Genomic DNA, 26,419 nt, shown 5'->3' with positions numbered 1-26,419 from the left:
TTCGCTCCCTAAACGAGACGGTCGGCAGGATGATCAGCCGCGGGGTGCGCCCGCGTCAGCGTCTTTTGGCCCAAGGCCAGGCATTTGGCCATCAGGCTCGGCAAGGCCTGGCTTGGAAGGTCGGCCGCCGGGCATAGAAAGCCGCTGCCGATCGCCGCCGCTGGAACAGATACGACATGCGCCGCGTAGACATCGAGCAGAAGCTCGAAATGGGTAAAGACATGGCGCACGGTGCCGAGCTTGACCCAATGGGCCTGTGTTACCGGCGCCTGGGCCAGCGCGTCCTGGCGGGTCCAGGCTTCGGCCCGCCACTCGGTCCCTGGAATTTCCGCCATGCCGCCGAGCAGTCCTTTTGCCGGGCGGCGGCGGAGCAGGACATGCCCTTCGGCGTCGGACAGATAGAAATGCGCGCCGTGCCGGCGCGGGCGCACGGCTTTGGGCGCTTTTCGCGGCAGGGTGGCGGCGATGCCCAACTTTCTGGCTTCGCAGGATGGCTCCCATGGGCAAAGGCTGCAGGCCGGAGACGTGGTCGAACACAAAGTGGCGCCCAGATCGAACAGCGCCTGGGCGGTGTCGGAGGGGGCTGTTCGGGCCGCCTTCTGCTCCATCAGCGCCATGGCCTTCTGCTTGATCAGCGGTTTTGCCTGCGGCAGCGGCGTCTCGATCGCCCAGACGCGGCTCATCACCCGCTCGACATTGCCGTCCACCGGGACCACGGGCAGGCCGAAGGCGATGGCGCCGACGGCGGCGGCGGTATAGTCGCCTATGCCGGGCAGCGCCCGCAGCCCGTCCAGATCGGCAGGAAAGTCGCCGCCCAGTTCGACCACGCGGCGCGCGCAGGCCAGCAGATTGCGGGCACGGGCGTAATAGCCAAGCCCCGCCCAGGCCGCCATCACCCGGTCATCCGGCGCATCCGCCAAGTTCCTTACGGTCGGAAACAGGCTTAGAAAACGTTCATAATAGGGGATGACGGCAGTGACCGTGGTCTGCTGTAGCATGATCTCGGACAGCCAGACCCGATAGGGCTCGGCGGTCTCGCCAGGCTCCGCCCGCCAGGGCAGGCTGCGGCGATGCCGCCCGTACCAATCGAGCAGGCGCGCAACAGAGGGTGAAGGCTGCATGGCTGTGGACGAGCGGGATGGCGGCACGGGGAAGAAGATGACCTCAGCGGAGGCCGGTCGCAAGACGCCTGCGCCGGAAGCCCCCTCCCGCACCTATACGCTGCTGCCGTTGGGTGGCCTTATCGCCCGCGTCACCCGGCCCGGCTTTCGCCGCCGTGCGCCCGCCACCGCCCAGATTCTGATGGACTGGGTGCAGATCATGGGGCCGGAACTCGGCGCCCGCACGCAGCCGCAGAAATTTTCCGCAGGCACCCTGACCATCGCCTGCCAGGGACCGACGGCGATGGAGCTGCAGCACCTGACACCCCAGCTGATCGCGCGGCTGAACAATCATATCGGCTCCTTCGGCGATAATGCGCTGATCAAGCGGCTGCGCTTCGTGCAGCAAACGATCTCGCCCACCCGCGCCGCGCCGCGCCCGGCAGGCCGCCGCGCCCCGCGCCCCGTGGGTCCGCCGCCTGAGATTTCCGGCATCGAACCCGGCCCTTTGCACGATGCGCTGCAGCGGCTGGGCCAGGCCGTGCGCGCCCATCGGGGCGACGGCTGACCCCGCGTTCCTGTCCGCAGCCAGGACAGAATTATCGACAGTTAGTGGCTGATCTGCTATCCACCACAAGATATTGAAGGTTGCTACCATGATTTCTCGTCGCTTCCTGGTGACAACAGGCGCCGCCGCCATGGGCGCCCTGGCGCTGCCGCGCCTTGGCCACGCCGATATCGTGCCACCGACCGAAGGGCCGCGTTTCATCGGCTCACCCACCGCGCCGGTCACGGTCGAGGAATTCTTCTCCCTCACCTGCACCCATTGCGCGCATTTCTCGATGACGACGATGCCGGACGTGATGGACAAGCTGGTGACGCCGGGAAAGCTCCGCATCGTCTATCATGACTTTCCGCTCGACGCAGTGGCGCTGGAAGCAGCCATGGTGGCCCGCTACCTGCCCGCGTCGGAATATTATCCCTTCGTCACCGCCCTGTTCGCGAGCCAGGACACCTGGGCCTTCGCGCCCGGCGTGAACTATACCGATCAGCTTTGGAAGATGGCGGCGCTGGCGGGCATGAGCCGTGATACGTTCGACAAGGCGATTGCCGACAGCGCACTCAAGAACTGGATACAAACCCAGCAGGTCGCGGACGAAAAAATGTACAATATCGAAGCCACGCCGTCCTTCTTCATCAAGGGCAAGATCCAGGCCGGCGACATGGAATATGGCGATTTCGCCTCCGCCATCGGCCTGGCAGGGTAATCCCGCTTGGCCGCCCGGCTCGCCCGTCTACGCATCGCGGGGTTTAAAAGCTTCGCCGATTCGACCAGCCTTGAGATCCTGCCCGGCCTGACCGGCATCATCGGTCCGAACGGCTGCGGCAAATCCAATATCGTCGATGCTTTGCGATGGGCGATGGGCGAGGGCAATGCCCGCTCTCTGCGTGGCGGCGAGATGGATGACATCATCTTCGCCGGCACCACGACGCGCCCCTCCCGCAATATGGCGGAAGTGACCGTCACGCTGGAGGATGCCCTCGGCATCATTCCGCCGCCGCTGCATGAGCAGGCGGAGCTGGAGATTACCCGCAAGATCGAGCGCGGCTCGGGCAGCGGCTATCGCATCAACGGGCGTGAAATGCGCGCCCGCGACGTGCAGACGCTGTTCGCCGATATGGCGAGCGGCGCCCGCAGCTGCGCGATGGTGGGCCAGGGCCGCGTCGCCGCCATCGTCAATGCCAAGCCGGAAGACCGGCGGCAGATCCTGGAAGAAGCCGCCGGCATCGCTGGCCTCTCCGCCCGCCGGCATGAGGCAGAGCTGAAACTCCGCGCGACGGAAGCCAATCTGCAGCGTGCCGAGGATATGCGCGGGCAGGTTGAAATCCAGCTGCAGGCCCTGCAGCGCCAGGCCCGCCAGGCGGCGCGCTACCGCAATATTTCCGGCCTGATCCGCGCGAGCGAAGCCGAATTCCTGGCCATCCAGCATCTGCGGGTGGAACGCGCCCGCGAAACCGCCCGCCTGGCTTTGGAAGAGGCCCAAATCAAGGCTGAAGAAGCCGCCGCCGCCAATCGCGCCGCCGCCCAGGCGCATGGCACCGGCCATGACATTCTGCCCGCTCTGCGCGAAGCCGAAGCCGAAGCCCGCACGGCGCTGGAACGCCACCGCGTCGCCCATGAACAGCTGGCCGCCGAGGAAGCGCGGGCGAATGCGGCCATCGCCGGCGCTTCCCAGCGTCTGGAACAGGCGATGCGCGATCTGGGCCGTGCCGAAGGCATGATGCGCGATGCGGCCGAGGCGGAAGCGCGCCTTGGCGCGGAAGATGCGACCCTTGCGGGCGCCGAGGCGGAGGCCGAAGCCAGGCTCGCCGAAGCGGTGACGGCCATGACGAAAGCCGCCGAAGCCGCCCGCGCGGCCGAGGCTGCCGCCCAGGCCGCGACCGAGCGCAATGCGGCGCTGACCGCGACCGCCCAGGCGCTCACCGGCCGCCTGTCCCAGGCCGAGCAGCGCGCCCGTCGTGTAGGGGAGCAGGTCGCCAGACTGACCATCGAGCGGGACCGCCTGGCGCAGGACCTGATCGCGCCGGACAAGCTCGCCGAGGCGAAAGAAGCGGCCGACGTCGCCGAGGCTGCACGCCGCGAAGCTGCGACCCGGCTGGAAGCAGCCGAGAAGGCCCGCGTCACGGCGCAAAGCGCGCTGACCCGCGCCCGCGAACAGGCCAATACGGCAGAGGCGGCTTCCACCAAGCTGCGCGCCGAAATCCGCGCCTTGAACGAAGTGTTGAGCGTGGGCGGCACCCAGGGCGGCCCGCAGCTGGTCGATGAACTGACCGTGCCGGCGGGCTTGGAAGCGGCCCTTGGTGCGGCTTTTGGCGAAGAACTCAGCGCCTCGGCCGCCCGCGAAGCCGCACGCTACTGGCGCGAATTGCCGCCGGTGGCACAGAGTGCCGCCGTCCCCGACGGCTGCACGCCGCTGGGCGAGATGGTTCAGGGACCGCCGGCCCTGGCCCGCGCGCTGGCCCATATCCTGCTCGCCCCGGCGGACGCCGCGCCCGGACTTCAGGCGCAATTGCAACCCGGCCAGGTCATCGTCTCGGAACAGGGCGGCGTCTGGCGCTGGGACGGCTACACCGTGAAGGCCGGCACGCCGACGGCCGCGACCGTGCGCCTGACCCAGCGCAACCGCCTGCGCCGGTTGCGCGAAGACGGTGCCGCTGCCGACCAGACCGCAGCCGAAGCTCGTGCCGCGCAGGAAGCCGCCCAGACGGCGGACCGCGCGACCGTCGCGGAAGAACAGGCCGCCCGCCAGGCCCGCCGCGACGCCGACCAGGCGGCCGAGCGGCTGCGCACTACCGCAGCAGCACTCGCAACCCGTGCCGCCGCCGCCGAAGCCCGGCTTGCGGGCGTCGTGTCCCAACTCGATGCCGCGCAACCCGAAAAAACCGAGGCCGAGGCGGCACTGGCGGCCATTCGCGAAGAAGCCGCCAACCTGCCCGATCTATCGGCCATGCGCGCCGAGGTCGAAGCCGCGCGCAGCGCCTTACAGCTGGCCCGCCGCGAAGAGAGCGACAGCCGCGCCCGGCATGACGGGCTGATGCGGGATCGCACCACCCGCGCCCAGCGCCGCCAGGCGCTCGCGCAGGAGCGGCAGGGCTGGGCGGAACGGGCAGAAGCCGCCAAAACCCATATCGCCGATCTCGAGCAGCGGCGGCAGGAGGCCGCGACCGCGCATGCAGCGCTGGCCGCCGAGCCCGAGCGCCTGGCGACGGCGCGTGCCGCGCAGACCGGCGAACTGGCCGAGGCCGAGGCCGTGCATAAGACAGCGGCCCTCCGCCTGAAGACTGCCGAAGACGAAGCCCGTGCCGCCGAGAAGGCGTCGCGCGCCGCCGAAACCGCCCAGGCGCTGACGCGCGAAAACCTCGTCCGCGCCGAAAGTGCCGTGGAACAGGCGAATCACGCCTGGGGCACGGTCGCCGAACGCATCCTGGAACGCCTGGGCGCCAGCCCCGACTTCCCGGAAATCACGGTCGAGCCAAGCCAGGAGAATGAGGACAAGGCCCGCCGCCGGTTTGAGAAGCTGACCAAGGAACGGGACGAAATGGGCCCCGTGAACCTGCGCGCTGACATCGAATCGGATGAGATCAAGCGTCAGATCGACCTCATCGACAGCGAAAAGGGCGATCTGGTCGCGGCCATCGCCAAGCTGCGCGGCTCGGTCGGCCATCTCAACCGCGAAGGCCGCGAACGGCTGTCGGCCGCCTTTGCGGAAATCGACAAGAATTTCCAGGCTTTCTACGCGCGCATGTTCGGCGGCGGCCGTGCCCATCTGGCGCTGGTGGGCTCTGACGATCCGCTGGAAGCCGGGCTTGAGATTTACGCCCAGCCTTTGGGCAAGAAGCTCTCGACCCTGTCGCTGCTGTCAGGTGGGGAGCAGGCGCTGACGGCGCTTTCCCTGATCTTTGCGGTCTTCCGCAGCAACCCCGCGCCGCTCGCGGTGCTGGATGAGGTCGATGCGCCGCTGGATGATGCGAATGTCGAGCGGCTCTGCACTTTGCTCAACGAGGTCGTGCGCGAGACCGGCACGCGCTTCCTGGTGGTGACCCATCATCACCACACCATGGCGCGCATGGACCGGCTTTATGGTGTGACCATGATGGAGCGCGGCGTCTCCCGCCTGCTGTCGGTCGACCTCAACCGCGCCGTCGCCATGACGGAGCCGCCCCCGCCGCGCATGGCGGCCGAATAGTCAAATTGCGCATGGCGGCGGAGTGACGTCCCTACCACAGACGTTGATCGGATCGGGGCGCGTGCTATCAGTTCCGGCCGCTTAAGGTTTGGGGATCGGGCGAATGACGGACGTGACTGAGACAAACGAAAAGCTGACCGCCGAACACGCGCCGCAGGTCCCGGCTCAGGCGCCCTCGGTTGAGGCGCCCCCAGCTGACGCGCATCCGGCAGAGGCCCTTCATGCGGATGCCGTGCATCCGGCTGAGGTGCCGCAGGCTGAGACGGACGCGGTCACGGCGTCTGACCTCGGGATGACCGACACGCTGGTTCTGACCGAGACGGAGATCGTCGCGGCCGAGATCGCAGAACCGCCGCCGCCCAAAACCTTCCCCTATGACCTGGAAAGCCCGGAACTGGCGCGCGCCTTTCTGGACGCCCGCACCCCCCATGCCTGGACCGAGCGTGAGATCGACGAAGAGACCTACCGTCACCTTTATGATCTCGTGAAGCTCGGGCCCACCTCGGCCAATAGCTCCCCCATGCGCCTGGTCTTCGTCCGCAGCCCCGAAGCGAAGGAGCGGCTGCGCACGGCACTGACCCCCGCCAATGTCGATGCGGTCATGAAGGCTCCGGTGACAGTGATCGTCGCCTTCGACCCGTCCTTCTATGATTTCCTGGCCCGCCTCTACCCGCAGGCCGATGCGCGCCCCTGGTTTGCCTGGAACGACGATTTTTCCCAGGAAACCGCCATGCGCAACAGCAGCCTGCAAGGCGGCTATCTGATCATCGCAGCGCGCCTGCTCGGCCTTGATTGCTGGCCGATGTCCGGCTTCGACAATGCGCGGGTCGATGCGCTGTTCCTGGATGGGCGGGGCTGGCGGTCGAATTTCCTGCTCAGCCTCGGCTATGCCGCGCCGGTGGAGACGCCGCGCAACACCCGTCTGATGTTTGAAGAAAGCTGCGAGGTCATCTGATGTCATGGCAGCGCGCCATGCCATCGGCCTCGTGCGGCGGTCTTAGGCATTGGCCCCGCCCCTGGCCTATGCTAGCCCCCGTTCCATGAGCCTGCCTCTGATCGCCGTTCTGAACGGTCCCAATCTCAATATGCTCGGCCTGCGTCAGCCCGACGTCTATGGTTCGGCGACGCTGGACGATGTCGAGCAGCTGTGCGCCGAGACCGCCGAAGGGCTGGGCCTCGCGATCGATTTCCGGCAGACCAATAGCGAAGGCGAGCTGATCTCCTGGGTGCAGGAATGCCGTGGCCGCGCCAGCGGCATTGTCATCAACCCGGCGGGGCTGAGCCATACCTCCATCTCTCTGATGGATGCGCTGTTGTCAGCCGAGCTGCCGGTCGTCGAAGTTCATATTTCTAATATTCACCGCCGCGAGCAATTTCGGCATCACTCTTACATCTCAAAGATTGCAACGGGTGTGCTGTGCGGTTTCGGAACACATGGCTACGCCCTGGGTCTGACCGCAATGGCACGGATTCTGGAGGGCGGGCTATGAACCGGATGTCATTTGACCCAGAGGATATTCGCGAGCTTGCGGCCATTCTCGACGAAACGGGTCTGAGCGAGATCGAGATTTCGGAAAAGGACCGCCGCATCCGCATCGTGCGCGCCGCCCCTTCCGTCAGCTACGCGCTTGGCGCACCAACGGCCGCCGCACCGGCAGCCGCCCCCGTCGCCGCCGTGGCGGCCCCCGCCCCGGTTGCCGCACCCGCGCATGATTCCAGCCATCCCGGTGCCGTCACCAGCCCGATGGTCGGCGTCGCCTATCTGTCGCCCGATCCCGAGAGCCCGAATTTCGTCGCCGTCGGCCAGCGCGTCGAAATCGGCCAGACCCTGCTGCTGATCGAAGCGATGAAGACCTTCAATCAGATCAAGGCAACCCGCGCCGGCACGGTGTCCCGCGTCATCGTCGGCAGCGGAACACCGGTGGAGTTCGGCGAAGTCTTGCTGATTCTGGACTGACACAGATGATCAAGAAAATCCTCATCGCGAACCGCGGCGAAATCGCGCTGCGCGTGCAGCGCGCCTGCCGCGAAATGGGCATCGCGTCCGTCGCCGTGCATTCCACGGCCGATGCCGACGCCATGCATGTGCGGCTCGCGGATGAAAGCGTCTGCATCGGACCGCCGGCCGCGCGCGACAGCTACCTGAATATCCCGGCCATTCTCTCGGCCGCCGCCATTACCGGCGCCGACGCGATCCATCCCGGCTACGGCTTTCTCAGCGAGAATGCGAATTTCGCGGAAATCGTGGAGGCTCACGGCATCGCCTTCATCGGGCCTTCGCCCGCCCATATCACCATGATGGGCGACAAAATCGCTGCCAAGGACGCCATGAAGCGCCTGGGCGTGCCGTTGGTGCCGGGGTCCGACGGGGCGCTCGCCACACTCGCGGAAGCGGCCGAAGTCGCCGAGCGGATCGGCTATCCCGTGCTCATCAAGGCCGCCGCCGGCGGCGGCGGGCGCGGCATGAAGGTCGCGCTGAGCGCAGACGAACTCGCGGAAGCCTGGCAGGTCGCGCGTACCGAGTCCAAGGCTGCCTTCGGCAATGACGCCGTCTACATGGAGAAGTATCTCGACCGGCCACGCCATATCGAGATGCAGATCCTGGCCGATTCCTTCGGCAATGTCGTGCATTTCGGCGAACGCGACTGCTCGCTGCAGCGCCGCCACCAGAAGCTTCTGGAAGAGGCGGGCTCGCCCGCGCTGACGGCGGCCGATCGCGACGCGCTGGGCGAGACGGTGACGACGGCGCTGAAGGGCCTTGGCTACCGCAATGCCGGCACGCTGGAATTCCTCTATCAGGACGGTCAGTTCGCCTTCATCGAAATGAACACCCGCCTGCAGGTCGAGCATCCGGTGACGGAGATGGTCTGCAATGTCGATCTGGTGCGCGAACAGATCCGCATCGCGGCCGGTGAGCCGCTGGGCTACGACCAGTCTGCGGTGAAATTCTCCGGCCATGCGATCGAAGTTCGCGTCACGGCGGAAGACCCCGAGACCTTCATCCCCAATCCGGGGCTGATCACCACCTATCACGCGCCCGGCGGCCTGGGCGTGCGCGTCGACAGCGCGCTCTATGGCGGCTACCGGGTTCCGCCCTACTACGATTCGATGATTGCCAAGCTCATCGTGCATGCGCCGGACCGCGCCCAGGCCATCGCCCGGATGCGCCGGGCGATCGACGAATTCGTGGTCATCGGCGTGAAGACGACGCTGCCGCTGCACCGGAAGATTCTGGACGATCCCACCTTCCAGTCAGGCGACTACACGATCCATTGGCTCGAAAAATTCGTCTCCAGCCAAACGTGAGACAACGGCCATGGCGCGCTGTGCTGATCGTCCTCGGCCTTTCGCTCCAGCCCGTCATGGCCGCCGCTGACCCGTCTCTGATCTGGCCTGACACGCGGCAGAACCGCGCCGAGGCGCAAAACCGCCTGGACCGTCTCCAGCAGGCGCTGCGCGACGAGCCCAGCGCCACGCTGGTGCTGGAGCGCTGGTGCGCCGCGTACCACATTGCGACCGTTGCCAAGATCGTCGCCCACCGCGTCCTGGGCGCGCCGAAAGACGCGCCAGAGAGCGTGCGCCACAATCTCATGCTGCAGGCCGGCGAGGCGCTCGGCTATCGCCGGGTCCAGCTTTTCTGCGGCGATGTCATCCTGTCGGATGCCGATAACTGGTATGTGCCGGACCGGCTGACGCCTATGATGAACGGCCTGCTGGAGCATACCGAGACACCCTTCGGCCTGGCGGTGCGCAGCCTGCATTTTCAGCGTCAGACGATCAGCAGCGACCGGCTGTGGAACCCGGACACAAGCCCGGCGACAGGACCGCTCGCCATCCCCGATCATGTGCTGCGCAATGTCGGCCTGCTGACATTGCCGGACGGCCGTCCCATATCCCAGGTCATCGAAAACTATACTGGCGCCGTGCTCGGCACCCCGCCGGATTCCGCGCCCTGATCGTCCGACCATTCGCAATTCGCCAAGCTCGAACAGCGAATTGTGGGTAGCGCGGCCCTGGGCGAAGGCGCAAGAATAAGCCCGAATATGCGGCCTCTGAGCGGGCTCCGCCCGTAAAAATAAGATGAGCAGCCTCTCACAAGGGGCTGGGGGATTGGGAATTATGCTGAATACGCTGTCGTCCACCATGCATCTCAACGCGCTCGACAATGTCGTCATCGCGCGTATCGAAATTCCCCAGGGCACGACCCTGCCCGACCGGGGCCTGACCGCGGGCAGCCGTATTCCGCGCGGCCACAAGATGGCGCTGCGCGCGATCCCGAAGGGCGAGCCCATCCTCCGCTACGGCCAGGTCATCGGCTTCGCCAAGATGGATATCGCGCCGGGCGATCATGTCCATGTGCAGAATTGCGAGATCCATGACTTCGCCCGCGACCACGCTTTCGGCGTCGATGCGCGGCCCACCGACTATATCCAGCCGCAGGCGACCTTTGAGGGGATCATCCGGGCGGACGGCCGCGTCGCCACCCGCAACTACATCGGCATCCTGACCTCGGTGAACTGTTCCGCAGGCACCGCCCGCTATGTCGCGGAAGCCTTCCGCCGCAATCCCTTCACCGGTGATAACGGGCTGCTCGCCGATTATCCGAATATCGACGGCGTCGTGGCGCTGACACACAAGACCGGCTGCGGCATGGCGATCGCCGGCGAGGGCATGGAGACGCTTCGCCGTACCATCGCGGGCTACGCGCAGCATGTGAATTTCGCCGCCGTCCTCGTCATTGGCCTCGGCTGCGAGACCAACCAGATCGGCCCGATCATGCAAAGCCGGGGCATCCAGGCCAGCAGCAAGCTGGCCACCATGGTCATTCAGGAAAGTGGCGGCGCCCGCAAAACGGTCGAAGCCGGGATCGAGAAGATCAAATCCATGCTGCCGGAAGCCAATGCGGTGCAGCGGGTGACGGTGCCGGCCTCGCATCTGAATGTGGCGCTGCAATGCGGCGGATCGGACAGTTTCTCGGGTCTTACCGCCAATCCGGCGCTGGGCTTCGCCTCAGACCTCATCGTGCGGCACGGCGGCACGGTGGTGCTGACGGAGACGACCGAGATCTATGGCGCCGAGCACCTTCTCACCCGGCGCGCGGTCAGCCCCGCGATCGGCCAAAAGCTGCTCGACCGGCTGGAATGGTGGGTCGAGTATACCCGCCGCAACGGCGGCGAGATCGACAACAACCCCTCGCCCGGCAACAAGGCCGGCGGCCTCACCAATATCGTCGAAAAGTCGCTCGGTGCGGTCGCCAAGGCGGGTTCCACCAATCTCGTCGATGTCGTGGGCTATGCCGAGCCGGTGACGGAGAAGGGTCTGGTCATCATGGACGGGCCCGGCTTCGATCCGGTCTCGGCCACAGGCCAGATCGCGGGCGGCTGCAATGTTCTGTGCTTCACCACCGGCCGCGGCTCGGTCTTCGGCTGCAAGCCCACGCCGTCCCTCAAGCTCGCCACCAATACCCCGCTCTATGAGCGCCAGCCCGATGACATGGATATCAATTGCGGCACCATCGCCGACGGTATCGAGACGGTGGAGGAATGCGGCCAGCGCATTTTTGAAACGATCCTGGCGATCGCTTCGGGTCAGCGCACCAAGAGCGAGGAAATCGGCTTTGGGGATGACGAATTCGCCCCCTGGCAGCTGGGCGCCACCGTTTGACGGCAGCAGCCCCGCTCCAGACGACCGCCGAGGATATCTATCAGGCGACGATCCTGGATCGGGCGCGCCGCCCGCGGCATCAGCGTCGGCTTGAGGCCGCGGCGGTGGAAGCCGAGGCGCGCAATCCGCTCTGCGGTGACCGCATTCTGGTCCAGCTGGATTTCACCGATGACGGCCGCGTCTCCGCCGTCGGCTACCGGGCCCGCGCCTGCGCCATCTGCATCGCAGCGAGCGACCTGATGGCCGAGATCATCCCGGGGCTGAACCGCAGTGCCATCGCAGAGGCGGCCGGCGCGTTTGAAAACGCGCTCCGCAGGGGCGAGATCATTCCGCCTGACAGCGTAATCGGCCCGCTGGCCATCTTCGCGCCGCTGGAGACCACGCCATCCCGCATCTCATGCGCCCTGCTCGGCTGGCAGGCAGCCGCGGCCGCCGCCGCCCAGCCGCACTAGTGCTGCGACGCCTGCCGTCAGATCGCGAAGACGATCGGCGCATGCGCCGGGCGCTTCAGTCCCTGGCCCTGGCCGCGCTGAATGAGCGCTTCCAGCGTGACGCTTTTCAGATGCGTCTGCACATGCTGTTCCAGCTCGGTCCACAGTGGCTCAACCACCGCGGACTGCAACTCGCCGCCGGCTTCCGTCTCGGCCGGATCACTGCCGTCACCGGTGACGGCATCGACGATCTCGGCCAGCGTGATCTGCCGGGCGCTTTTGCCCAGGCGATAGCCGCCCTTCGGACCACGGGTGCTGTCCAGCAGGCCTGCGCGCGCCAGGCCCTGCAAAACCGGCTCGATGCCGCGCCGCGCCATGGACAGGCGATCGGCGATATCGCCGGCACTTTCCAAACGCTGCCTTCCGGCATACCAGCCTATATCCAGCATCACCGCCACAGCGGTATAGGCACGTTCACGACGCATGAGCATGGGCTTTTCCCCATCCGACTCGCAGGTCAGATAAATTCACTTCTACCGAGGGTTATATAGGCTGATGAGGGCGACAAAAGTAGAGGCTTCAGCGAAACGAACGAAAAATTCGTCTGAGAAAAACACAACGGTGCCCCCCGTCCCGCAGCACCACCCGATGGCGGAGGCCCGCGGACGCATTTTTGGCAGCATTCTGGATGCGATCGGCGGTACGCCCCTGGTGCGTCTGGGCCGCTTCATCGAGCATGAGCGTCTGAATGCCGAACTGTTGCTGAAGCTCGAATATCTCAACCCGCTCGGCTCGGTCAAAGACCGTATCGGCCTCGCCATGGTCGAACAGGCCGAGCGCGAAGGCCTGCTCATTCCCGGCATCGGCCATATCGTGGAACCGACCTCGGGCAATACGGGCATCGCGCTCGCCTTCGTGGCCGCGGCCAAAGGCTATCGCCTGACTGTTATCATGCCGGATTCGGCCTCCATCGAACGGCAGAAGATGCTGCGCCTGATGGGGGCGACTGTCGAACTGACCCCCGCGCGGGAGGGCATGGCGGGCGCCATCAGCCGGGCGGACGCCATCGTCTCGGGCTCGCAGGATGCCTGGATGGCCCGGCAGTTCGACAACCCGGCCAATCCCGAGATTCACGCGCTGACCACGGCCGAGGAATTGTGGACTGATACCGGCGGCGAGATCGATATGCTGGTCGCCGGCACCGGCACCGGCGGCACCATCACCGGCATCGCGCGGGCGCTGAAGCCGCGCCGCCCCACCTTCCAGACGGTCGCGGTGGAACCGGCGGAAAGCGCCGTGCTTTCGGGCGACGATCCCGGACCGCATGAAATCCAGGGCATCGGTCCCGGCTTCTGCCCCTCCATCCTCGATATGAGCCTGGTTGATCGGGTGATGCCGATTTCGGAACGCGACGCCATGAAAACTGCCCGGCTCTGTGCCCGGCTGGAGGGGATTCCGATCGGCATTTCCTCGGGTGCGACGCTCGCGGCCGCGATTTTGCTCGCCCGCGAACCCGCCAATAAGGGCAAGCTGATCGTGGCGATCGCCGCTTCCTCCGCCGAGCGTTATCTTTCGACAAATCTTTTCAACGGGTTATAGCCATTTTCCGCAAATCTTAGGGAGTTCATCATCGTTATAACGAACATGTGACGGAACTGCATGCCTGTTTGCTGCATTGCGCAATAGATCGCCGGGAGAATTGCGCTTATGTTGCGCCTCAGAACAAATGCTGAGGAGCATCACGATGACTACTCTTACTCACTCCCATAACCGGTCTGTTTCCCGCGCCGTGGCCGAAGGCATCCAGGGTCTGCGCGCCCGCTTCGAGGCCCGTATGGCCGTCGTGAACGAGCGCCGCCGCATTGCCCGTGAACTCTCGACCTATTCCGACGACGAACTCGCCGAGCTGGGCTTCAGCCGCTTCGACATCCCGGCCATCGCGACCGGCGCCTACCGCCGCTAACTGTCACGCTCCTCGCGGCTTGGCTGATCCGCACAGGGTCAGCCAGGCGAGAGCGTGACAGGCTTCGCTATCCGACCGGCTTGCGCCCTGCGCTTGCGCTCCGCTAAGGCCAGCATCATGCTGGACCGCGTCGAGCCATTCGTTTCTGATCTTTGCCGCACATCATTGCGGCCATGAGCCTCTCCGCCCTCCGTCGTGGTGATTTGGCAGGCGCGCGCAGCCTCAGTCTGAACGCCGGACTGACGGAATTTCCCCACGAGATTTTCGGCCTCGCCGATACGCTGGAGATGCTCGACCTGTCGGGCAATCACCTGACCACTCTTCCGTCTGATCTCTCGCGCCTTCACCGGCTGCGGATCTTTTTCGGCTCGGGCAACCGGTTTGCGACGCTGCCGCCAGCCCTCGGCGATTGCGAGACGCTCAGTCAAATCGGCTGCCGCAATGCCGGCATCAGCGCGATCCCCGCCGAAGCACTGCCGCCCGCGCTGCGCTGGCTGACCGTCACCGACAATGCGATTGCCGAACTCCCCGACGCGATTGGAGACCGTCCCCGCCTGCAGAAACTGCTGCTCTCCGGCAACCGGCTGAGCCATCTGCCGCACAGCCTGGGCAAGGCCCAGAATCTTGAACTGCTGCGCATCTCCGCCAACCGCGTCGCGGTCTGGCCGGGCTGGATCACGGATCTGCCGCGCCTCGCCTGGCTGGCGGTTGCGGGCAATCCCTATGATGCGCCGCGGCCGGCCGGCCGCCATCGCCAGATTCCCTGGGCCGCACTTGCGCCGGAGGCCGTGCTCGGCGAAGGCGCCTCGGGCGTCGTCCATCGCATGCTGTGGCAGGCGGACGATGGCACGGTCCAGCCTGTCGCCGTAAAGCTCTTCAAAGGGCAGATGACGAGCGACGGCGCGGCCCTGGATGAGATGGCGGCGATGCTGGCGATCGGCCGCCACGCCAATCTCACCGCGCCGCTGGGCGCGATCACCGGCCATCTGGACGGGACGGAAGGCCTGGTGATGCCGCTGCTGCCTGCATCCTGGCAGCCTTTGGCGGCCCCGCCGAGTTTCGCCACCTGTTCCCGCGATGTCTACGATCCGGCCTTGACCCTGACGCAGGACACCGCGCTGCGGCTGGCCCGGGGCATCGCCGAGGCGACCCGCCATCTGCATGCGCAGGGACTGATCCATGGTGATCTTTATGCCCATAACATCCTGTGGGACGGGACCCTGGGCCATGCCGTACTAAGCGATTTCGGCGCCGCAGGCTTTTATCCGCAGGCGGCCGACAGCCGCGCATTGCAGCGCATCGATATCCGCGCCTGGGGCATTCTGGCCGCCGAAATCGCGGGCCGCTGCGCCGGCGGCTTTCGTGCGCTCCAGGCGCTTGCTGACGACTGTCAGCAGCCGAACCCGACCGCGCGCCCGCTGATGGACGCGGTCTGCGCCCAACTCGCCCGTTTATAAACCGGGCTAAGAGCGGGAATTCGCCCGCCGGCGCAGACGCGGCTTGGGCAAGGGTGCGGTCGCATCCAGCAGCGCATGCATGGCCGCGACCGTCTCGGGCGACAGCGTATGGATCGTCTGGGCCAGCCTGTTCGCCAGCGCCGTCTGCTCGGGCAATAGGCCGGCCGTATTTACGGTGACGCGGGGATGGGAGAGTTTGGCCAGCCGCGCCAGGTCCTCGGCATCGTCCCAGATAAGACCGAAAAACTCGCAGACCTGATGCACCAGCCCGACGCTGGGCCGGCCACGACGGCCATGTTCCAGCGCCGAGAGATAGGCGGGCGAGACCTGAAGCTGGGCGGCGAGCTGCGCCAGGGTGACCTGCCGCGCGGTCCTGAGCGAGCGGAGCCGGGCGCCGAAGGGCGTCACGGCGGCCCCACATCGCGCACGCGCCGCAGCAGCAGCACGACCGCACCGACATTGGCGCGATGCGGATGAACGGCGGCCAGGATGGCATGGCGCACCTGCGGCAGATTGAGCCAATGCGGCAATTCCCGCCGCAGGACGCCGCCTTCGCCCGCGCCCCGGCCGGTGACGATTTCGACGCAGCGCAAGCCGTCGGCGCGCGCCGTCAGGATAAAATGCTCGAAAGCCGCAAAAGCGGTCTGCACCGTGCGGCCATGCAGGTCCAGCACCCGCTCGGGGCGCATGCGACCGCGGCGCAGCCGGTTCCAGGACGCGCCGTCCAGACCCCCGGCGAGCTTGCCGACCTCAACCTCTGGGATTTTTTTCTTTGGCCGGGCTGCCGGGCGCGCCGCCGGAATCGCGCCCGCAGGCGCGGTTTTGGCGGCGAGATCAGCCTTGGCCGCTGCCGCCTGCGCCTGGACCTCGGCCATGGCCCGCATCTCGGCCGGGCGCATCGGCTTGGTGCCCATGGAATGGGTAAAGCTCAGCCACTCGGTGCGCTCCTTGTCAGAGAGACGGCGGGGGGGCATCGGCCGGTCCTGCAGGGCGATGGCCGAAGATGGCGGAGCCGACGCGTATTTCCGTGGCGCCGCAGGCGATGGCCTGGGCGAAGTCACCCGACATGCCCATGGAGAGTTCGGCCAGGCCGTGACGCGCGGCACAGGCTTGCAGCCAGAGGAAATAGGGAGCGGGAGCGGCATCGGCGGGGGGAATGCACATCAGCCCGAGCAGCCTGTCGCCGAAGCGTTTGCGGATCGACTCGATGAAGACATCGGCCTCGGCAGTCGCGACTCCGCCTTTCTGCGCCTCGTCGCCGACATTGACCTGCACGAAAAGCGCCGGCAGACGGCCCTCCCGTTCGGCGGCATCGGCGATGGCCTCCGCGAGCCTGGGCCGGTCCAGGGTTTCGATGACATCGGCGATCCGCACCGCATCGCGCGCCTTGTTGGTCTGCAGCGCACCGATGATATGCAGCCGGAAATCCACGCCCTCGGCCCGCAGGGCTGCGAATTTGGCCCGGGCCTCCTGCACGCGGTTTTCCCCGAAGACGCGCTGCCCCGCCTGCAGGGCCGCGCGCACGGCCGCCTGCGGATGAAACTTCGAGACAGCCACGAGGTTAATGGCGGCGGCATCGCGCCCTGCCGCTGTCGCGGCCGCGTCAAGCTCGCCACGGACGCGCGCCAGCGCGGCCAGGATCGCGCGGCTCTGCGGCTCGAAATCAGGATCGGAGAGGTCTGGGGCCATGGCAGAAGAATCCTCTCAACCGGGGACGGGGGTCAAGCGTCGCGGCGCAGCGCAAATGTTCCGTTGTCTTGGAACCTTAACACGCAGCCGACAATCGCCTGTGGTACTGAGCCCACACACCGCTGTGACATTTATGTCTGAAAGTGGTTTTCGCTTTAGTCCTGTTAGTATTCGTGCATTAAATACGTATTCCTATTTTAGGTCGCACTGTTACACAATCCGACTGAACAGCCGGGTTGTGCAGTGCAAAAAGTGCTTTTGGCCGACAAGCGTGGCGGCCGTTCCCGCAGCCCTCGCGTGGTTGCGGTCTTTCAACCGGAGGATACCTCTTCGATGCGACAGTTTCTTCTGGCCGGCGCCGCGACGCTGACGGCCGCACTCGGCCTCGCAGGCGCGGCTCAGGCTCAGGTTTCAAGCCCTGACTTCACCAAGTCGATCTCGCCCGGCTCGGTCGTCGTGCGCCTGGATGGCCGCGTTTCCGAATGGTATGGCGTCAGTGGCTTCGACGGCCAGAGCGTTAAAGGCACCAAGTATTCCGGCTCCGGGATGGCCGGCTATATCCGCCTCTATCCGGGTTTTGACGGCGTTGCCGCCAACGGTCTGCAATACGGTGCTCAGGCTGAAATCCGCGAAAACACCGCGACCAGCCCTGGCACCAGCGCCAGCACCGAGACCCTCTATGTCCTCCGCGACTTCGGCTATCTCGGCCTGCCCCAGCTCGGCCTCGTGCGCTTCGGCCAGCAGGAAGGCGCGCTGTATCTGAACGATGCCGGCCGCTTTGAAAGCGGCAAGGAAGCCTTCGACGACGGCGGCTGGAACGGCGATACCCAGAACTTCTTCGTCAATAGCAACGAACGTCCGATCTATGCCTGGACCTGGAGCAACAGCACCCGCACCACGGACAAGATCGACTATATCACGCCGTCCTTCAGCGGCCTGAGCTTTGCTGTCAGCTTCGAGCCCAACCAGACCGCTGAGAACTACTCCCCGGCCGTGACCTCCTCCGACACGGCCACCGACCTGCGTCGCAACACCTTTGAAGTCGGCACCACCTATAAGCTGAAATATAACGGCGTCGGCCTGGTGGTTGACGGCGGCTACATGAATGCGGGTGCGGTGAGCTACACCGGCACCGCCAAAACGGGCCTGCCCTACCAGGGCCTGAGTGTCGGCAGCGCTGGTGCCACGGTGAGCTTTGCGGGCTTCACCGTCGGCGGCAACACCAAATTCGGCAATATGAACGGCCAGTTCGAGCCGAATTACCAGGGCGGCGCCAATGCCCTCGGCTGGCTCGCCGGTGGCCTGTACACCACGGGCCAGCTGACGGTCGGTGCCAGCTACTTCAACTACAAGAGCCAGGGTGACTACTCGAGCCCGAAGACTGAAGGCGAGCGCGACGAAACCGGTCTCGCCGCCGGCGCCACCTATATCGTGGTTCCGGGCGTGAAGCTCTTCGCCTCCTACCTCTACGGCACCCGCTGGCAGGGTGGTTACAACTTCGTCTCTGGTGCCGCCGGCGCCGCCAACAACAAGGTGCAGGCGCAGGTCTTCGCGCTCGGCACCTGGCTCTACTGGTAATCCCAGACCGACAGGCTCTGATGCCTGAAAGGCGGCCGGCAGCAATGCCGGCCGCCTTTTTCTTTGCCTAAACCTTAAGGCGCGGCCTTCAGGTTTCGCATCCCGCAGCATGCCGGGCCGCCGGTACCCCGATCCCATTATGCTCCTGCCAACCAAGGCGGCCGGCTTATTGCCCGGCCGCCTTTCTGTTTGCGAAACTTATCGGCCACATCAAATGTGCAGTTTTGTGTCTTTTCAGCCACAGTGTTTCGTAAATGTCGCCATTTGGCCCGAGCACCGTTGCGGTTTGAATGCACCGATGACCATTATCTGCCGCGCTACTTCCGAGCCGAGGCCGCCTTTCTGGCGCATCTCAAGTGTCTGGGTAGGGGCGAAAGTTTTGATGGCCGGTCAATCCGGCATTAACAGGAGGAACTAATGCGTAAGCTCCTACTCGCGACTGTCGCCACGATGGGCGCCTCTTTGGGTCTCGTGGCTGTCGCCCAGGCTCAGACTGCCGCTCCCGGCTCGGTCACCGTGCGTTTGAACGGCCGCGTTAACTGGTACGCTGGCGTTGAAGGCTCGTCCCTCGACAGCAACCCCAGCACCGGAACGAAGACCTCGACCACGAGCTTCCTCGGCTACCTGCGCCTGTTCCCGGGCTTCGACGGCGTCGCCGCCAACGGCCTGCACTATGGTGCGGCCGCCGAAATCCGCATCAACGGTGGCCAGTCGGCCGGCGCCGAGACGCTGTTCGTTCACCAGGCTTACGGCTACCTCGGTCTGCCCCAGCTCGGTCAGGTCAGCTTCGGCCAGGAAAACGGCCCGGTCGTGCTGTTTGAAACCGGCACCTTTGAAGGCTTCAACGATGGCGGCTGGTGGGGCGATCTTCCGGCAATCGTGCCGGGCAATGCCCAGGTCGTTTATCCCTTCGTCGATAACGGTGGCCTGAGCCAGGAAACCAACAAGATCGTCTACCTGTCCCCGACGATCGCGGGCTTCCAGTTCGCAGTCGGCTTCGAGCCTAACCACACCGCCGAGAACTACAGCCCGGCCGTGACCTCCAGCCCGACCCCGATCACCGGTGGCCAGCCCAAGAACCTGATCGACGTTGGCGGCCAGTACACCCAGACCTTCGGTCCGGTCGGCATCCAGATCGGCGCTGACTACCTGAGCGCTGGCCAGGTTGCCTATACGGGCACTGAAGCCCAGGATTTCGGCCGTTCCTACAAGGATCTGAGCATCGTCTCCGGCGGTGCGACCGCGACGATCGCGGGCTTCACCTTCGGCGGCAACGTCGTTTATGGTGCCTACAATCAGGTCTCCGGCTACTCCTTCCAGCTTGAGCCCGATGGTGGCAGCGCCGCGATCGGCACCCTGGTTGGCCTGCAATACACGGCTGGCCCGCTGACGGTCGGCGGCAGCGTCTTCCGCTTCCAGACCACGGGTGATCTTCCGGGCGGCATCGATACCGGTTCCACCGCTACGATCAGCAGCCAGGGTCTGACCGCCGGTCAGCAGGTCAATAACGGCCTTGCTCTCGGTGGCACCTATACGCTGGTTCCGGGCGTCAACCTGTTCGTCGACTATGACTACGGCTGGCGTTCGCAGGGTGGCTATGACTTCGCCACCGGCAATGCCGGCAACACCGACAGCCGCGTCCAGGCGCAGCTCTTCGGCGTCGGCACCCAGATCCAGTGGTAATCTGACCACTCTGACGGGTTTGAATGAGGCGGCGGGACCTGGTCCCGCCGCCTTTTCTTTATGCGTAAGGGCTGCTTGATGCTTGGCAGGCGTGGCCATGGGCAGTAGAGACAAAGCCCCGCGCATCGGTACGGGCATTTTCTCCGGGCAGGCTCAATGGAATTGACGAGTAGGACTTCCTCTTTCCTCAGCAGGGGCATCGCTGCCGCCGCCTTCGCAGGTGCGCTTGCTTTGGCTGGCTGCGGAAATGCGCCTGTCACGCCAGTGGACCCCACTGTGCTGAACGGCGACCAGACAGTCGGCCCCGGCTTCAAGAATACGGGTGGCGGATTGCTGGGCGCTGACGGCCTGGCCTTCGGCATCAACAAGAACCCGCATGCCAATGGCGGCGGTTCCTCCGCCGGGATTGGCGTCAATGCCTATCTGTGGCGCGGGGCCCTCGACACCCTGTCCTTCATGCCGCTGGCCTCGGCCGATCCTTTCGGCGGCGTCATCATCACCGACTGGTATCAGCCGCCGGGCGACGCAGGCGAACGCTACAAGGCGACGGCCTATATCCTGGGTCAGGATCTGCGCGCCGATGGCGTCCGCGTGACGGTGTTCAAGCAGGTCATACAGAACGGCCAATGGACCGATGCCGAGGTCGCCCCCGGCACCAGCCAGGATATCGAAGACAAGGTACTCGCCCGCGCGCGCCAGCTGCGCGTGCAATCCGCCACCAATTAGCCACCGGACAGGCCGGCCATGCGTGACACGGACCACCATGGCCGGGCCGTTTGTCTGATTTCTTCCGCCTGAGGATCGCCTGTGTGTCGCGACGGACCGCAGGACGTGCCGGATAGACACCCCCATGACTGACGCCATTGCGATCGACCCGCAGACCCCGCGCTATGATTTCCGCAGCCAGGAGCCGCTTTGGCAACAGGCCTGGTCGGACGACGGCTGTTTCGCCGTCGAGGATGTGCCGACCGACGGGCGTCCCAAATATTATGTGCTGGAGATGTTCCCCTATCCGTCGGGGAAGATCCATATGGGCCATGTCCGCAACTACACGCTGGGCGATGTTGTGGCCCGCTACCGCCGCGCGCGGGGCTTCAACGTGCTGCACCCGATGGGCTGGGACGCCTTTGGCCTGCCCGCGGAAAACGCCGCCCGCGAGCGCAAGACGCATCCTTCGACCTGGACCTGGGCCAATATCCGCACCATGCGCGGTGAATTGCAGCGCATGGGCTTGTCGATCGACTGGTCGCGCGAATTCGCCACCTGCCAGCCGGAATATTACGGCAAGCAGCAGGAGCTGTTCCTGCGCTTTTTCGAGACCGGTCTGGTCGAGCGCAAGGAAAGCTGGGTCAACTGGGACCCGGTGGACGGCACTGTCCTCGCCAATGAGCAGGTCATCGACGGCCGCGGCTGGCGCTCGGGCGCGCTGATCGAAAAGAAGAAGCTGTCGCAGTGGTTCTTCGCCATTACGAAATTCGCGCCTGAACTGCTCGCGGCCCTCGACAATCTCGACCGCTGGCCCGAGCGCGTGCGCCTGATGCAGGCGAATTGGATCGGCCGCAGCGAAGGCGCCCGCATCCGCTTCCCGCTGACCGCCGCCGAGGGCGATATCAGCGACGTCGAAGTCTATACCACGCGGCCCGACACGCTGTTCGGCATGTCCTTCCTCGCCCTCGCACCGGAACACCCGCTCGCACTCGCGATCGGCGCGAAAAATGCCGCAGCCGATGAATTCATCGCCGAATGCCGCCGCCTGGGCACCACCGCCGCCGCGATCGAGACGACGGAGAAGCGCGGCTTCCCGACCGGCCTGACCGTGCGCCATCCCTTCCTGCCGGACCGCGAAATCCCGGTCTGGATCGCGAATTTCGTGCTCATGGATTACGGCACCGGCGCCATCTTCGGCTGTCCGGCGCATGACCAGCGCGACTACGATTTCGCCACCCTCTACGGATTGCCGATCCCGCCCGTGGTGAAACCCGCCCAGGGCGAACTGCCGGCGGGCGAAGCCTATACCGGTCCCGGCACCTTGATGAATTCGGACTTCCTGGACGGGCTGGGCGTCGACGAGGCCAAAAGCACCGCCATCGGCCGCCTGCGCGAGATGGGCTGGGGCGAGGGTGAGACCAATTGGCGCCTGCGTGACTGGGGCGTCAGCCGCCAGCGCTATTGGGGCTGCCCGATCCCGGTGATCCATTGCGACAACTGCGGCACGGTGCCGGTGCCGGTCGACCAACTGCCGGTCGTGCTGCCCGAGGACGTCACCTTCGACCGTCCGGGCAATCCGCTGGACCATCATCCGACCTGGAAACACGTCAACTGTCCGCGTTGCAATGGCAAGGCCGTGCGCGAGACGGATACCTTCGATACCTTCGTCGATAGTTCCTGGTATTTTTCGCGCTTCTGCAGCCCGCATGCGCAGGCGCCTGTTTCACGTGAAGCGACTGATTACTGGATGCCGGTCGACCAGTATATCGGTGGCATCGAACACGCCATTCTGCATCTGCTCTATGCGCGCTTCTTTACCCGCGCCATGCAGGCGAGCGGCGAGATCGATGTCGCGGAACCTTTCGAGGGTCTCTTTACCCAGGGCATGGTGACGCATGAGAGCTATCGCGGCGCCGATGGCCGCTGGCTCTATCCGACCGAGGTCGAGCACCGCGCCGATGGCCGCGCCGTCGTTGCCGGCACCGATGAGCCGGTCACGGTCGGCCGCATCGAGGCGATGTCGAAATCCAAGCGCAATACGATCGACCCCGGCGCCATCATCGACCGCTACGGGGCCGATACCGCGCGCTGGTTCATCCTGTCCGACAATCCGCCCGAGCGCGATATGGAATGGACGGAATCGGGCGTCGCCGGTGCCTATCGCTTCACCCAGCGCCTCTACCGCCTTGCGGAGTCGATCGCGTCCCTTGGCCAGGTCCAGACGCCGGCCGCGTGGTCTCCGGCCGCGCGGAAACTGCGCCGCGTCACGCATCGCACCATCGCCGCCGTCACCGAAGCGCTGGAAAGCTTCAGCTTCAATGTCGCGGTGGCGCGCCTCTATGAAATGGCGGGCGCGCTGACCGAGGCTGAGAAGGACGCGGCTGCGGCCGCGGATGATCTGTCCCTGTCGGCGGCCCGCATCGAGGCGCTGGACATGGTCACGCGGCTGGCCGCACCGATGATGCCGCATCTGGCGGAATCCATGAATGCGCTGCTGCATCCCGGAAGCGGTCTCGTGGCCCATGAAACCTGGCCGGATTTCGACCCGAGCCTGACGGTCGCCGAAACGGTGACCATCGCGGTTCAGGTCATGGGCAAGCTGCGCGGCACGGTGGAGTTTCCACCCGGCAGTGCCGCCGAGGCGGTCATCGCCGCCGCCGAAGCCGAGCCCAATGTCGCGCGCCTGCTGGAAGGCAAGCGCATCGTCAAGAAGGTCCATGTGCCGGACCGTATCGTCAACTTCGTCATTGCAGGCTGACCGGTCATGAGCGTGCTCCACCGCCGCCGCCTTCTGCATCTTGGGGGAGCCGCTCTCGGCCTGGGCATCATGGGCGGGCTCGCCGGCTGCTCCCTGCATCCGCTCTATGCACCGGACGCTTTCGGCAATGGGCCGCAGGGCCCCTCCATTCAGTCACAGCTGCGGCTGGTCGCGGTTCCGGTGCTGCCGAACCGCACCGGGCAGCTGCTGCAAGAGGCGCTACAGTCGCGGCTGGAAGGCGGCGAGCAGCCCGGCCTGACCCGCTACAACCTGTCGGTCTCCTTCAATATCGCTCAGGTAGCCTTGGGTGTTCAAGGCGACAGCACAACGACCTATGTACGCTTCATCGCCACCGCCCCGTGGTCGCTCAGCTCCCAGGATGATCCCAACCATAAGATCCTGATCAGCAGCACGGCCCAGGCCGCGGACAGTCTGAACGCCTTCGACAACCAGCCCTTCGGACAGGAATTGGAGACCAATACGGTCTACCAGCGCCTGGCCGAGGCGCTGGCCGACCAGATCGTCATCCGGCTCGCGCATTATTTCACGGTGACGGAGCGCAAGCGCGAGCAGGCCCAGCCGCCAGGCTGATACGCTTCAGAGCGCGTCCTATCGGACGGAGTCTGCCCCAGTCATGAAACTCGACGCCCGCGATTTCACAGCTATCTGCAAGGATGCCGGCCGGGTGCGGGCGCTCCTGATCTACGGTCCCGATGCCGGCCTGGTGCGGGAGCGCGGCGAGACCCTGGCGCGCGCGGCGGCCGGCGCTCTGGATGATCCTTTTCGCTTCACCGAACTCACCAAGCCCGATCCCGGCACGCTGACGCTGGAGGCAAGCGCCCTGTCCTTCACAGGCGGCCGGCGCGTGGTGCGCGTGCGGGAAGCGACAGACGGTCTGACCGCCGCCCTCACCGCCGCCTGCAAGGACGCGGCGGGCTCGCTCATCATCCTCGAAGCCGGGGAGTTGACCCCGCGTTCCAAACTGCGCGCCTGGGCCGAGAAGGATGCCCATGCCGGCGCCATCGCCTGCTACGCGGAGGAAGGGCCCGCGCTTAAAAACACGCTGCGCGCATTGTTCGACGCCGAGAAGGTTGCGGTGGCCACCGACGCGCTGGACTGGCTAGTACAGCATGCGGGCTCGGACCGCGGCATGATCCGCGCCGAGGTCGAGAAACTGTCCTTGCTGGTAGGCGAAGGTGGCACGGTCGATCTCGACTCCGTGCAATCGGTCGCCGGCGATCAGGCCGATCTCTCCATCGAAGATGCGCTCTATGCGGCGACCCGCGGTTCTGTGGCGGACGCCGACCGGGCCGCCGCGGCGGCATTGGCCGAAGGCGCCTCTGCCGTCGGGCTGATCCGCGCGGCCCACGGCCATATGGACAAGCTTGCCCGCATCGCGGCGGCGCGCGAGACGGGGCTCAGCGCGCAGGAAGCCGTCAAGGCGCTGCGCCCGCCGGTCTTCTTCCGCCGCGAACGCGCCATGCTGGAAGCAGCCGATCTGTGGCGGGGAGCGACGGTCGCCAGCGTGCAGCTGGCCCTCCGCGAAGCCGAAATGCAATGCAAACGCACCGGCCTGCCGGCTGAGGCGATTGCCCATGCCGCCGTCCTTGCCATCGCCCGCCGCGCCGCACGGCTGAAGGGTCGCTAGATCCGTCGGGAGCGGCCGGAACCGATCCCGCGGAATAGGATCTGGCGCGCGATCAGTCCTCGAAAGGCTCGACCGCGACTCGGTCGCCGACGAGATAGGCGTCCGCCAGAATGCGCAGCGGCCGGAAATCGACATGGGACTTCCGCTCGGTCAGCAGCTCGGCAAACAGGTCGTAGATCCGCTCATATTCCTCCGATTTCGCGGCCACGGTCGGCGTCCTGTCCACCGCCAGCTTGGCACCGCCTTCGGTCAGTTCCAGACGCTGGCCCTCGGTCGTTTCCACCGTGATATTCCAGCTCTGGGGCCCTTGCTGGCGCCAGTCGAAGATGGCGCTGAGGTCGGCGCCGGGAACCGGATCAGGGGTAGAGAAAGTCATCTCAGCGCCGATCGGCGTCTGCCGGTTGGACGGCACTTCCAGCCGGGCATGGGTCACGAAAATCGGCGCCGGCATGATGTCGGTCACGATCGACAGCGCATTGCTGCCGGGGTCGAACACGCCGAAGCCGCCGGCCTGCCAGATCCAGGCCTGGCCGGGATGCCAATGGCGGACATCCTCACGCCAATCGACCCGCAGGCGTTTCACGCGCTTGCCCGCCAGCAGGCGCTTGGCTTCCGCCACCGCCGGGTTGAAGCGGGAATGCCAGGTCGTGAAGAACACCGCCTTCTGCTGTTCCGCGATGACGGCAAGCTCTTCGATCTCGCCCAGAGTCGCGGAGGGCGGCTTTTCGATCAGCACGTCGCGACCCGCCAGAAGAGCGGTGCGCGTCGCCTCGAAGCGACCGGCAGGCGGCGTGCAGAAGGCGACCGCCGTCACATCCGGCATGGCGGCGTACAGCTCTTCCTGGGTGCGGAATGTCGGCAGGCCGAGGACCGTGGCGCCACGGCCGCTGACGATGGCGGCCAGCTCAAAATTCTCGTTGCCCGTGATGGAGGGCACATGCTGATCGATGGCGATCTTGCCCAGGCCGATGATGGCAATGCGGTGTTTCACC

The 26,419-nt window shown here is 65.8% G+C and carries 25 protein-coding genes; 19 read left to right on the top strand and 6 right to left on the bottom strand.

What is annotated here, in order from left to right; all coding sequences use genetic code 11:
• Positions 1-8 precede the first annotated feature (8 nt).
• Positions 9-1,121, bottom strand: coding sequence for an A/G-specific adenine glycosylase (locus AC3G7M_RS04620; protein WP_489214539.1), 1,113 nt, complete (start codon positions 1,119-1,121; stop codon positions 9-11).
• Here AC3G7M_RS04620 and AC3G7M_RS04615 point away from each other — a divergent pair.
• The 10 genes from AC3G7M_RS04615 to sufU all read left to right on the top strand — a co-directional run bounded on the left by AC3G7M_RS04615 (position 1,120) and on the right by sufU (position 11,964).
• A complete protein-coding gene (locus AC3G7M_RS04615) occupies positions 1,120-1,668 on the top strand; it encodes a DUF721 domain-containing protein (RefSeq protein ID WP_489214538.1) in 549 nt (182 codons plus the stop codon). The genes AC3G7M_RS04620 and AC3G7M_RS04615 overlap by 2 nt on opposite strands.
• Positions 1,669-1,756: 88 nt before the next feature.
• The gene (locus tag AC3G7M_RS04610; RefSeq protein WP_489214537.1) at positions 1,757-2,368 is read left to right on the top strand and encodes a thioredoxin domain-containing protein; all 612 of its coding nucleotides are present in this window, start codon (positions 1,757-1,759) and stop codon (positions 2,366-2,368) included.
• Positions 2,369-2,374: 6 nt separating this feature from the next.
• On the top strand, positions 2,375-5,848 hold the full coding sequence (smc, locus tag AC3G7M_RS04605) for a chromosome segregation protein SMC (RefSeq protein ID WP_489214536.1): 3,474 nt from the start codon (positions 2,375-2,377) through the stop codon (positions 5,846-5,848).
• A gap of 103 nt (positions 5,849-5,951) precedes the next feature.
• Positions 5,952-6,803, top strand: a complete 852-nt coding sequence (locus AC3G7M_RS04600; RefSeq protein ID WP_489214535.1) for a malonic semialdehyde reductase — start codon at positions 5,952-5,954, stop codon at positions 6,801-6,803.
• A gap of 85 nt (positions 6,804-6,888) precedes the next feature.
• Entirely contained in the window at positions 6,889-7,338 is a 450-nt protein-coding gene (aroQ, locus tag AC3G7M_RS04595; protein ID WP_489214534.1) for a type II 3-dehydroquinate dehydratase, read from the top strand.
• Positions 7,335-7,805 carry an acetyl-CoA carboxylase biotin carboxyl carrier protein gene (gene accB / locus AC3G7M_RS04590; RefSeq protein WP_489214533.1) on the top strand — a complete coding sequence of 157 codons (471 nt, stop codon included), beginning with the start codon at positions 7,335-7,337 and terminating at the stop codon, positions 7,803-7,805. The genes aroQ and accB overlap by 4 nt, the downstream gene beginning before the upstream one ends.
• Before the next feature lie 5 nt (positions 7,806-7,810).
• On the top strand, positions 7,811-9,154 hold the full coding sequence (accC, locus tag AC3G7M_RS04585; RefSeq protein WP_489214532.1) for an acetyl-CoA carboxylase biotin carboxylase subunit: 1,344 nt from the start codon (positions 7,811-7,813) through the stop codon (positions 9,152-9,154).
• 20 nt (positions 9,155-9,174) lie between these two features.
• On the top strand, positions 9,175-9,804 hold the full coding sequence (locus AC3G7M_RS04580; protein ID WP_489214531.1) for a hypothetical protein: 630 nt from the start codon (positions 9,175-9,177) through the stop codon (positions 9,802-9,804).
• Between the two features lie 163 nt (positions 9,805-9,967).
• Positions 9,968-11,512, top strand: coding sequence for a UxaA family hydrolase (locus AC3G7M_RS04575; protein ID WP_489214530.1), 1,545 nt, complete (start codon positions 9,968-9,970; stop codon positions 11,510-11,512).
• On the top strand, positions 11,509-11,964 hold the full coding sequence (gene sufU / locus AC3G7M_RS04570; protein WP_489214529.1) for a Fe-S cluster assembly sulfur transfer protein SufU: 456 nt from the start codon (positions 11,509-11,511) through the stop codon (positions 11,962-11,964). The genes AC3G7M_RS04575 and sufU overlap by 4 nt, the downstream gene beginning before the upstream one ends.
• 17 nt (positions 11,965-11,981) lie before the next feature.
• Here sufU and AC3G7M_RS04565 read toward each other — a convergent pair whose 3' ends face one another.
• Entirely contained in the window at positions 11,982-12,434 is a 453-nt protein-coding gene (locus tag AC3G7M_RS04565; protein WP_489214528.1) for an RrF2 family transcriptional regulator, read from the bottom strand.
• Between the two features lie 157 nt (positions 12,435-12,591).
• Between AC3G7M_RS04565 and cysK the strand changes: the two genes are divergently transcribed.
• The 3 genes from cysK to AC3G7M_RS04550 all read left to right on the top strand — a co-directional run bounded on the left by cysK (position 12,592) and on the right by AC3G7M_RS04550 (position 15,363).
• Entirely contained in the window at positions 12,592-13,542 is a 951-nt protein-coding gene (cysK, locus tag AC3G7M_RS04560; RefSeq protein WP_489214527.1) for a cysteine synthase A, read from the top strand.
• A gap of 145 nt (positions 13,543-13,687) precedes the next feature.
• Positions 13,688-13,906 (top strand): DUF1127 domain-containing protein, encoded by a 219-nt coding sequence (locus AC3G7M_RS04555; protein ID WP_489214526.1) that lies wholly within the window; start codon positions 13,688-13,690, stop codon positions 13,904-13,906.
• A gap of 173 nt (positions 13,907-14,079) precedes the next feature.
• On the top strand, positions 14,080-15,363 hold the full coding sequence (locus AC3G7M_RS04550; protein ID WP_489214525.1) for a leucine-rich repeat-containing protein kinase family protein: 1,284 nt from the start codon (positions 14,080-14,082) through the stop codon (positions 15,361-15,363).
• A gap of 6 nt (positions 15,364-15,369) precedes the next feature.
• Here the strand turns inward: AC3G7M_RS04550 and AC3G7M_RS04545 are convergent, their stop codons facing one another.
• From AC3G7M_RS04545 to AC3G7M_RS04535, 3 genes are read right to left on the bottom strand one after another with little or no spacing between them, the layout of a single operon-like run.
• Positions 15,370-15,771, bottom strand: coding sequence for a helix-turn-helix domain-containing protein (locus AC3G7M_RS04545; RefSeq protein WP_489214524.1), 402 nt, complete (start codon positions 15,769-15,771; stop codon positions 15,370-15,372).
• Positions 15,768-16,337, bottom strand: coding sequence for a Smr/MutS family protein (locus tag AC3G7M_RS04540; protein ID WP_489214523.1), 570 nt, complete (start codon positions 16,335-16,337; stop codon positions 15,768-15,770). The genes AC3G7M_RS04545 and AC3G7M_RS04540 overlap by 4 nt, the downstream gene beginning before the upstream one ends.
• Positions 16,315-17,052, bottom strand: a complete 738-nt coding sequence (locus tag AC3G7M_RS04535; protein ID WP_489214522.1) for a YggS family pyridoxal phosphate-dependent enzyme — start codon at positions 17,050-17,052, stop codon at positions 16,315-16,317. The genes AC3G7M_RS04540 and AC3G7M_RS04535 overlap by 23 nt, the downstream gene beginning before the upstream one ends.
• Before the next feature lie 333 nt (positions 17,053-17,385).
• Between AC3G7M_RS04535 and AC3G7M_RS04530 the strand changes: the two genes are divergently transcribed.
• From AC3G7M_RS04530 to holA, 6 genes are all read left to right on the top strand, one after another.
• Positions 17,386-18,630 carry a porin gene (locus tag AC3G7M_RS04530; protein WP_489214521.1) on the top strand — a complete coding sequence of 415 codons (1,245 nt, stop codon included), beginning with the start codon at positions 17,386-17,388 and terminating at the stop codon, positions 18,628-18,630.
• 417 nt (positions 18,631-19,047) lie between these two features.
• Positions 19,048-20,313 carry a hypothetical protein gene (locus AC3G7M_RS04525; RefSeq protein ID WP_489214520.1) on the top strand — a complete coding sequence of 422 codons (1,266 nt, stop codon included), beginning with the start codon at positions 19,048-19,050 and terminating at the stop codon, positions 20,311-20,313.
• 231 nt (positions 20,314-20,544) lie between these two features.
• Positions 20,545-21,039 carry a DUF3576 domain-containing protein gene (locus tag AC3G7M_RS04520; protein ID WP_489214519.1) on the top strand — a complete coding sequence of 165 codons (495 nt, stop codon included), beginning with the start codon at positions 20,545-20,547 and terminating at the stop codon, positions 21,037-21,039.
• 124 nt (positions 21,040-21,163) lie between these two features.
• Entirely contained in the window at positions 21,164-23,779 is a 2,616-nt protein-coding gene (gene leuS, locus AC3G7M_RS04515; RefSeq protein ID WP_489214518.1) for a leucine--tRNA ligase, read from the top strand.
• Between the two features lie 6 nt (positions 23,780-23,785).
• On the top strand, positions 23,786-24,370 hold the full coding sequence (gene lptE / locus AC3G7M_RS04510; protein WP_489214517.1) for an LPS assembly lipoprotein LptE: 585 nt from the start codon (positions 23,786-23,788) through the stop codon (positions 24,368-24,370).
• A 43-nt stretch (positions 24,371-24,413) separates the two neighbouring features.
• Positions 24,414-25,427 (top strand): DNA polymerase III subunit delta, encoded by a 1,014-nt coding sequence (gene holA / locus AC3G7M_RS04505; protein WP_489214516.1) that lies wholly within the window; start codon positions 24,414-24,416, stop codon positions 25,425-25,427.
• A gap of 52 nt (positions 25,428-25,479) precedes the next feature.
• Here the strand turns inward: holA and AC3G7M_RS04500 are convergent, their stop codons facing one another.
• Positions 25,480-26,418: a Gfo/Idh/MocA family protein gene (locus tag AC3G7M_RS04500; RefSeq protein WP_489214515.1), complete on the bottom strand. Its 939-nt coding sequence runs from the start codon at positions 26,416-26,418 to the stop codon at positions 25,480-25,482.
• Between the last annotated feature and the right edge of the window lies 1 nt (position 26,419).

The organism is Acidisoma sibiricum (assembly GCF_057837225.1).
Note: the sequence above shows the minus strand (reverse complement) of the source record. Positions and strands in the feature narration are given on the sequence as shown.

Coding starts and splice junctions, on each gene's coding strand:
- AC3G7M_RS04615 (WP_489214538.1), top strand. CDS start 1,120: ATGGCTGTGGACGAGCGGGATGGCGGCACGGGGAAGAAGATGACCTCA.
- AC3G7M_RS04620 (WP_489214539.1), bottom strand. CDS start 1,121: ATGCAGCCTTCACCCTCTGTTGCGCGCCTGCTCGATTGGTACGGGCGG.
- AC3G7M_RS04610 (WP_489214537.1), top strand. CDS start 1,757: ATGATTTCTCGTCGCTTCCTGGTGACAACAGGCGCCGCCGCCATGGGC.
- AC3G7M_RS04600 (WP_489214535.1), top strand. CDS start 5,952: ATGACGGACGTGACTGAGACAAACGAAAAGCTGACCGCCGAACACGCG.
- aroQ (WP_489214534.1), top strand. CDS start 6,889: ATGAGCCTGCCTCTGATCGCCGTTCTGAACGGTCCCAATCTCAATATG.
- accB (WP_489214533.1), top strand. CDS start 7,335: ATGAACCGGATGTCATTTGACCCAGAGGATATTCGCGAGCTTGCGGCC.
- accC (WP_489214532.1), top strand. CDS start 7,811: ATGATCAAGAAAATCCTCATCGCGAACCGCGGCGAAATCGCGCTGCGC.
- AC3G7M_RS04575 (WP_489214530.1), top strand. CDS start 9,968: ATGCTGAATACGCTGTCGTCCACCATGCATCTCAACGCGCTCGACAAT.
- AC3G7M_RS04565 (WP_489214528.1), bottom strand. CDS start 12,434: ATGCTCATGCGTCGTGAACGTGCCTATACCGCTGTGGCGGTGATGCTG.
- cysK (WP_489214527.1), top strand. CDS start 12,592: ATGGCGGAGGCCCGCGGACGCATTTTTGGCAGCATTCTGGATGCGATC.
- AC3G7M_RS04555 (WP_489214526.1), top strand. CDS start 13,688: ATGACTACTCTTACTCACTCCCATAACCGGTCTGTTTCCCGCGCCGTG.
- AC3G7M_RS04550 (WP_489214525.1), top strand. CDS start 14,080: ATGAGCCTCTCCGCCCTCCGTCGTGGTGATTTGGCAGGCGCGCGCAGC.
- AC3G7M_RS04540 (WP_489214523.1), bottom strand. CDS start 16,337: ATGCCCCCCCGCCGTCTCTCTGACAAGGAGCGCACCGAGTGGCTGAGC.
- AC3G7M_RS04535 (WP_489214522.1), bottom strand. CDS start 17,052: ATGGCCCCAGACCTCTCCGATCCTGATTTCGAGCCGCAGAGCCGCGCG.
- AC3G7M_RS04530 (WP_489214521.1), top strand. CDS start 17,386: ATGCGACAGTTTCTTCTGGCCGGCGCCGCGACGCTGACGGCCGCACTC.
- AC3G7M_RS04525 (WP_489214520.1), top strand. CDS start 19,048: ATGCGTAAGCTCCTACTCGCGACTGTCGCCACGATGGGCGCCTCTTTG.
- leuS (WP_489214518.1), top strand. CDS start 21,164: ATGACTGACGCCATTGCGATCGACCCGCAGACCCCGCGCTATGATTTC.
- lptE (WP_489214517.1), top strand. CDS start 23,786: ATGAGCGTGCTCCACCGCCGCCGCCTTCTGCATCTTGGGGGAGCCGCT.
- holA (WP_489214516.1), top strand. CDS start 24,414: ATGAAACTCGACGCCCGCGATTTCACAGCTATCTGCAAGGATGCCGGC.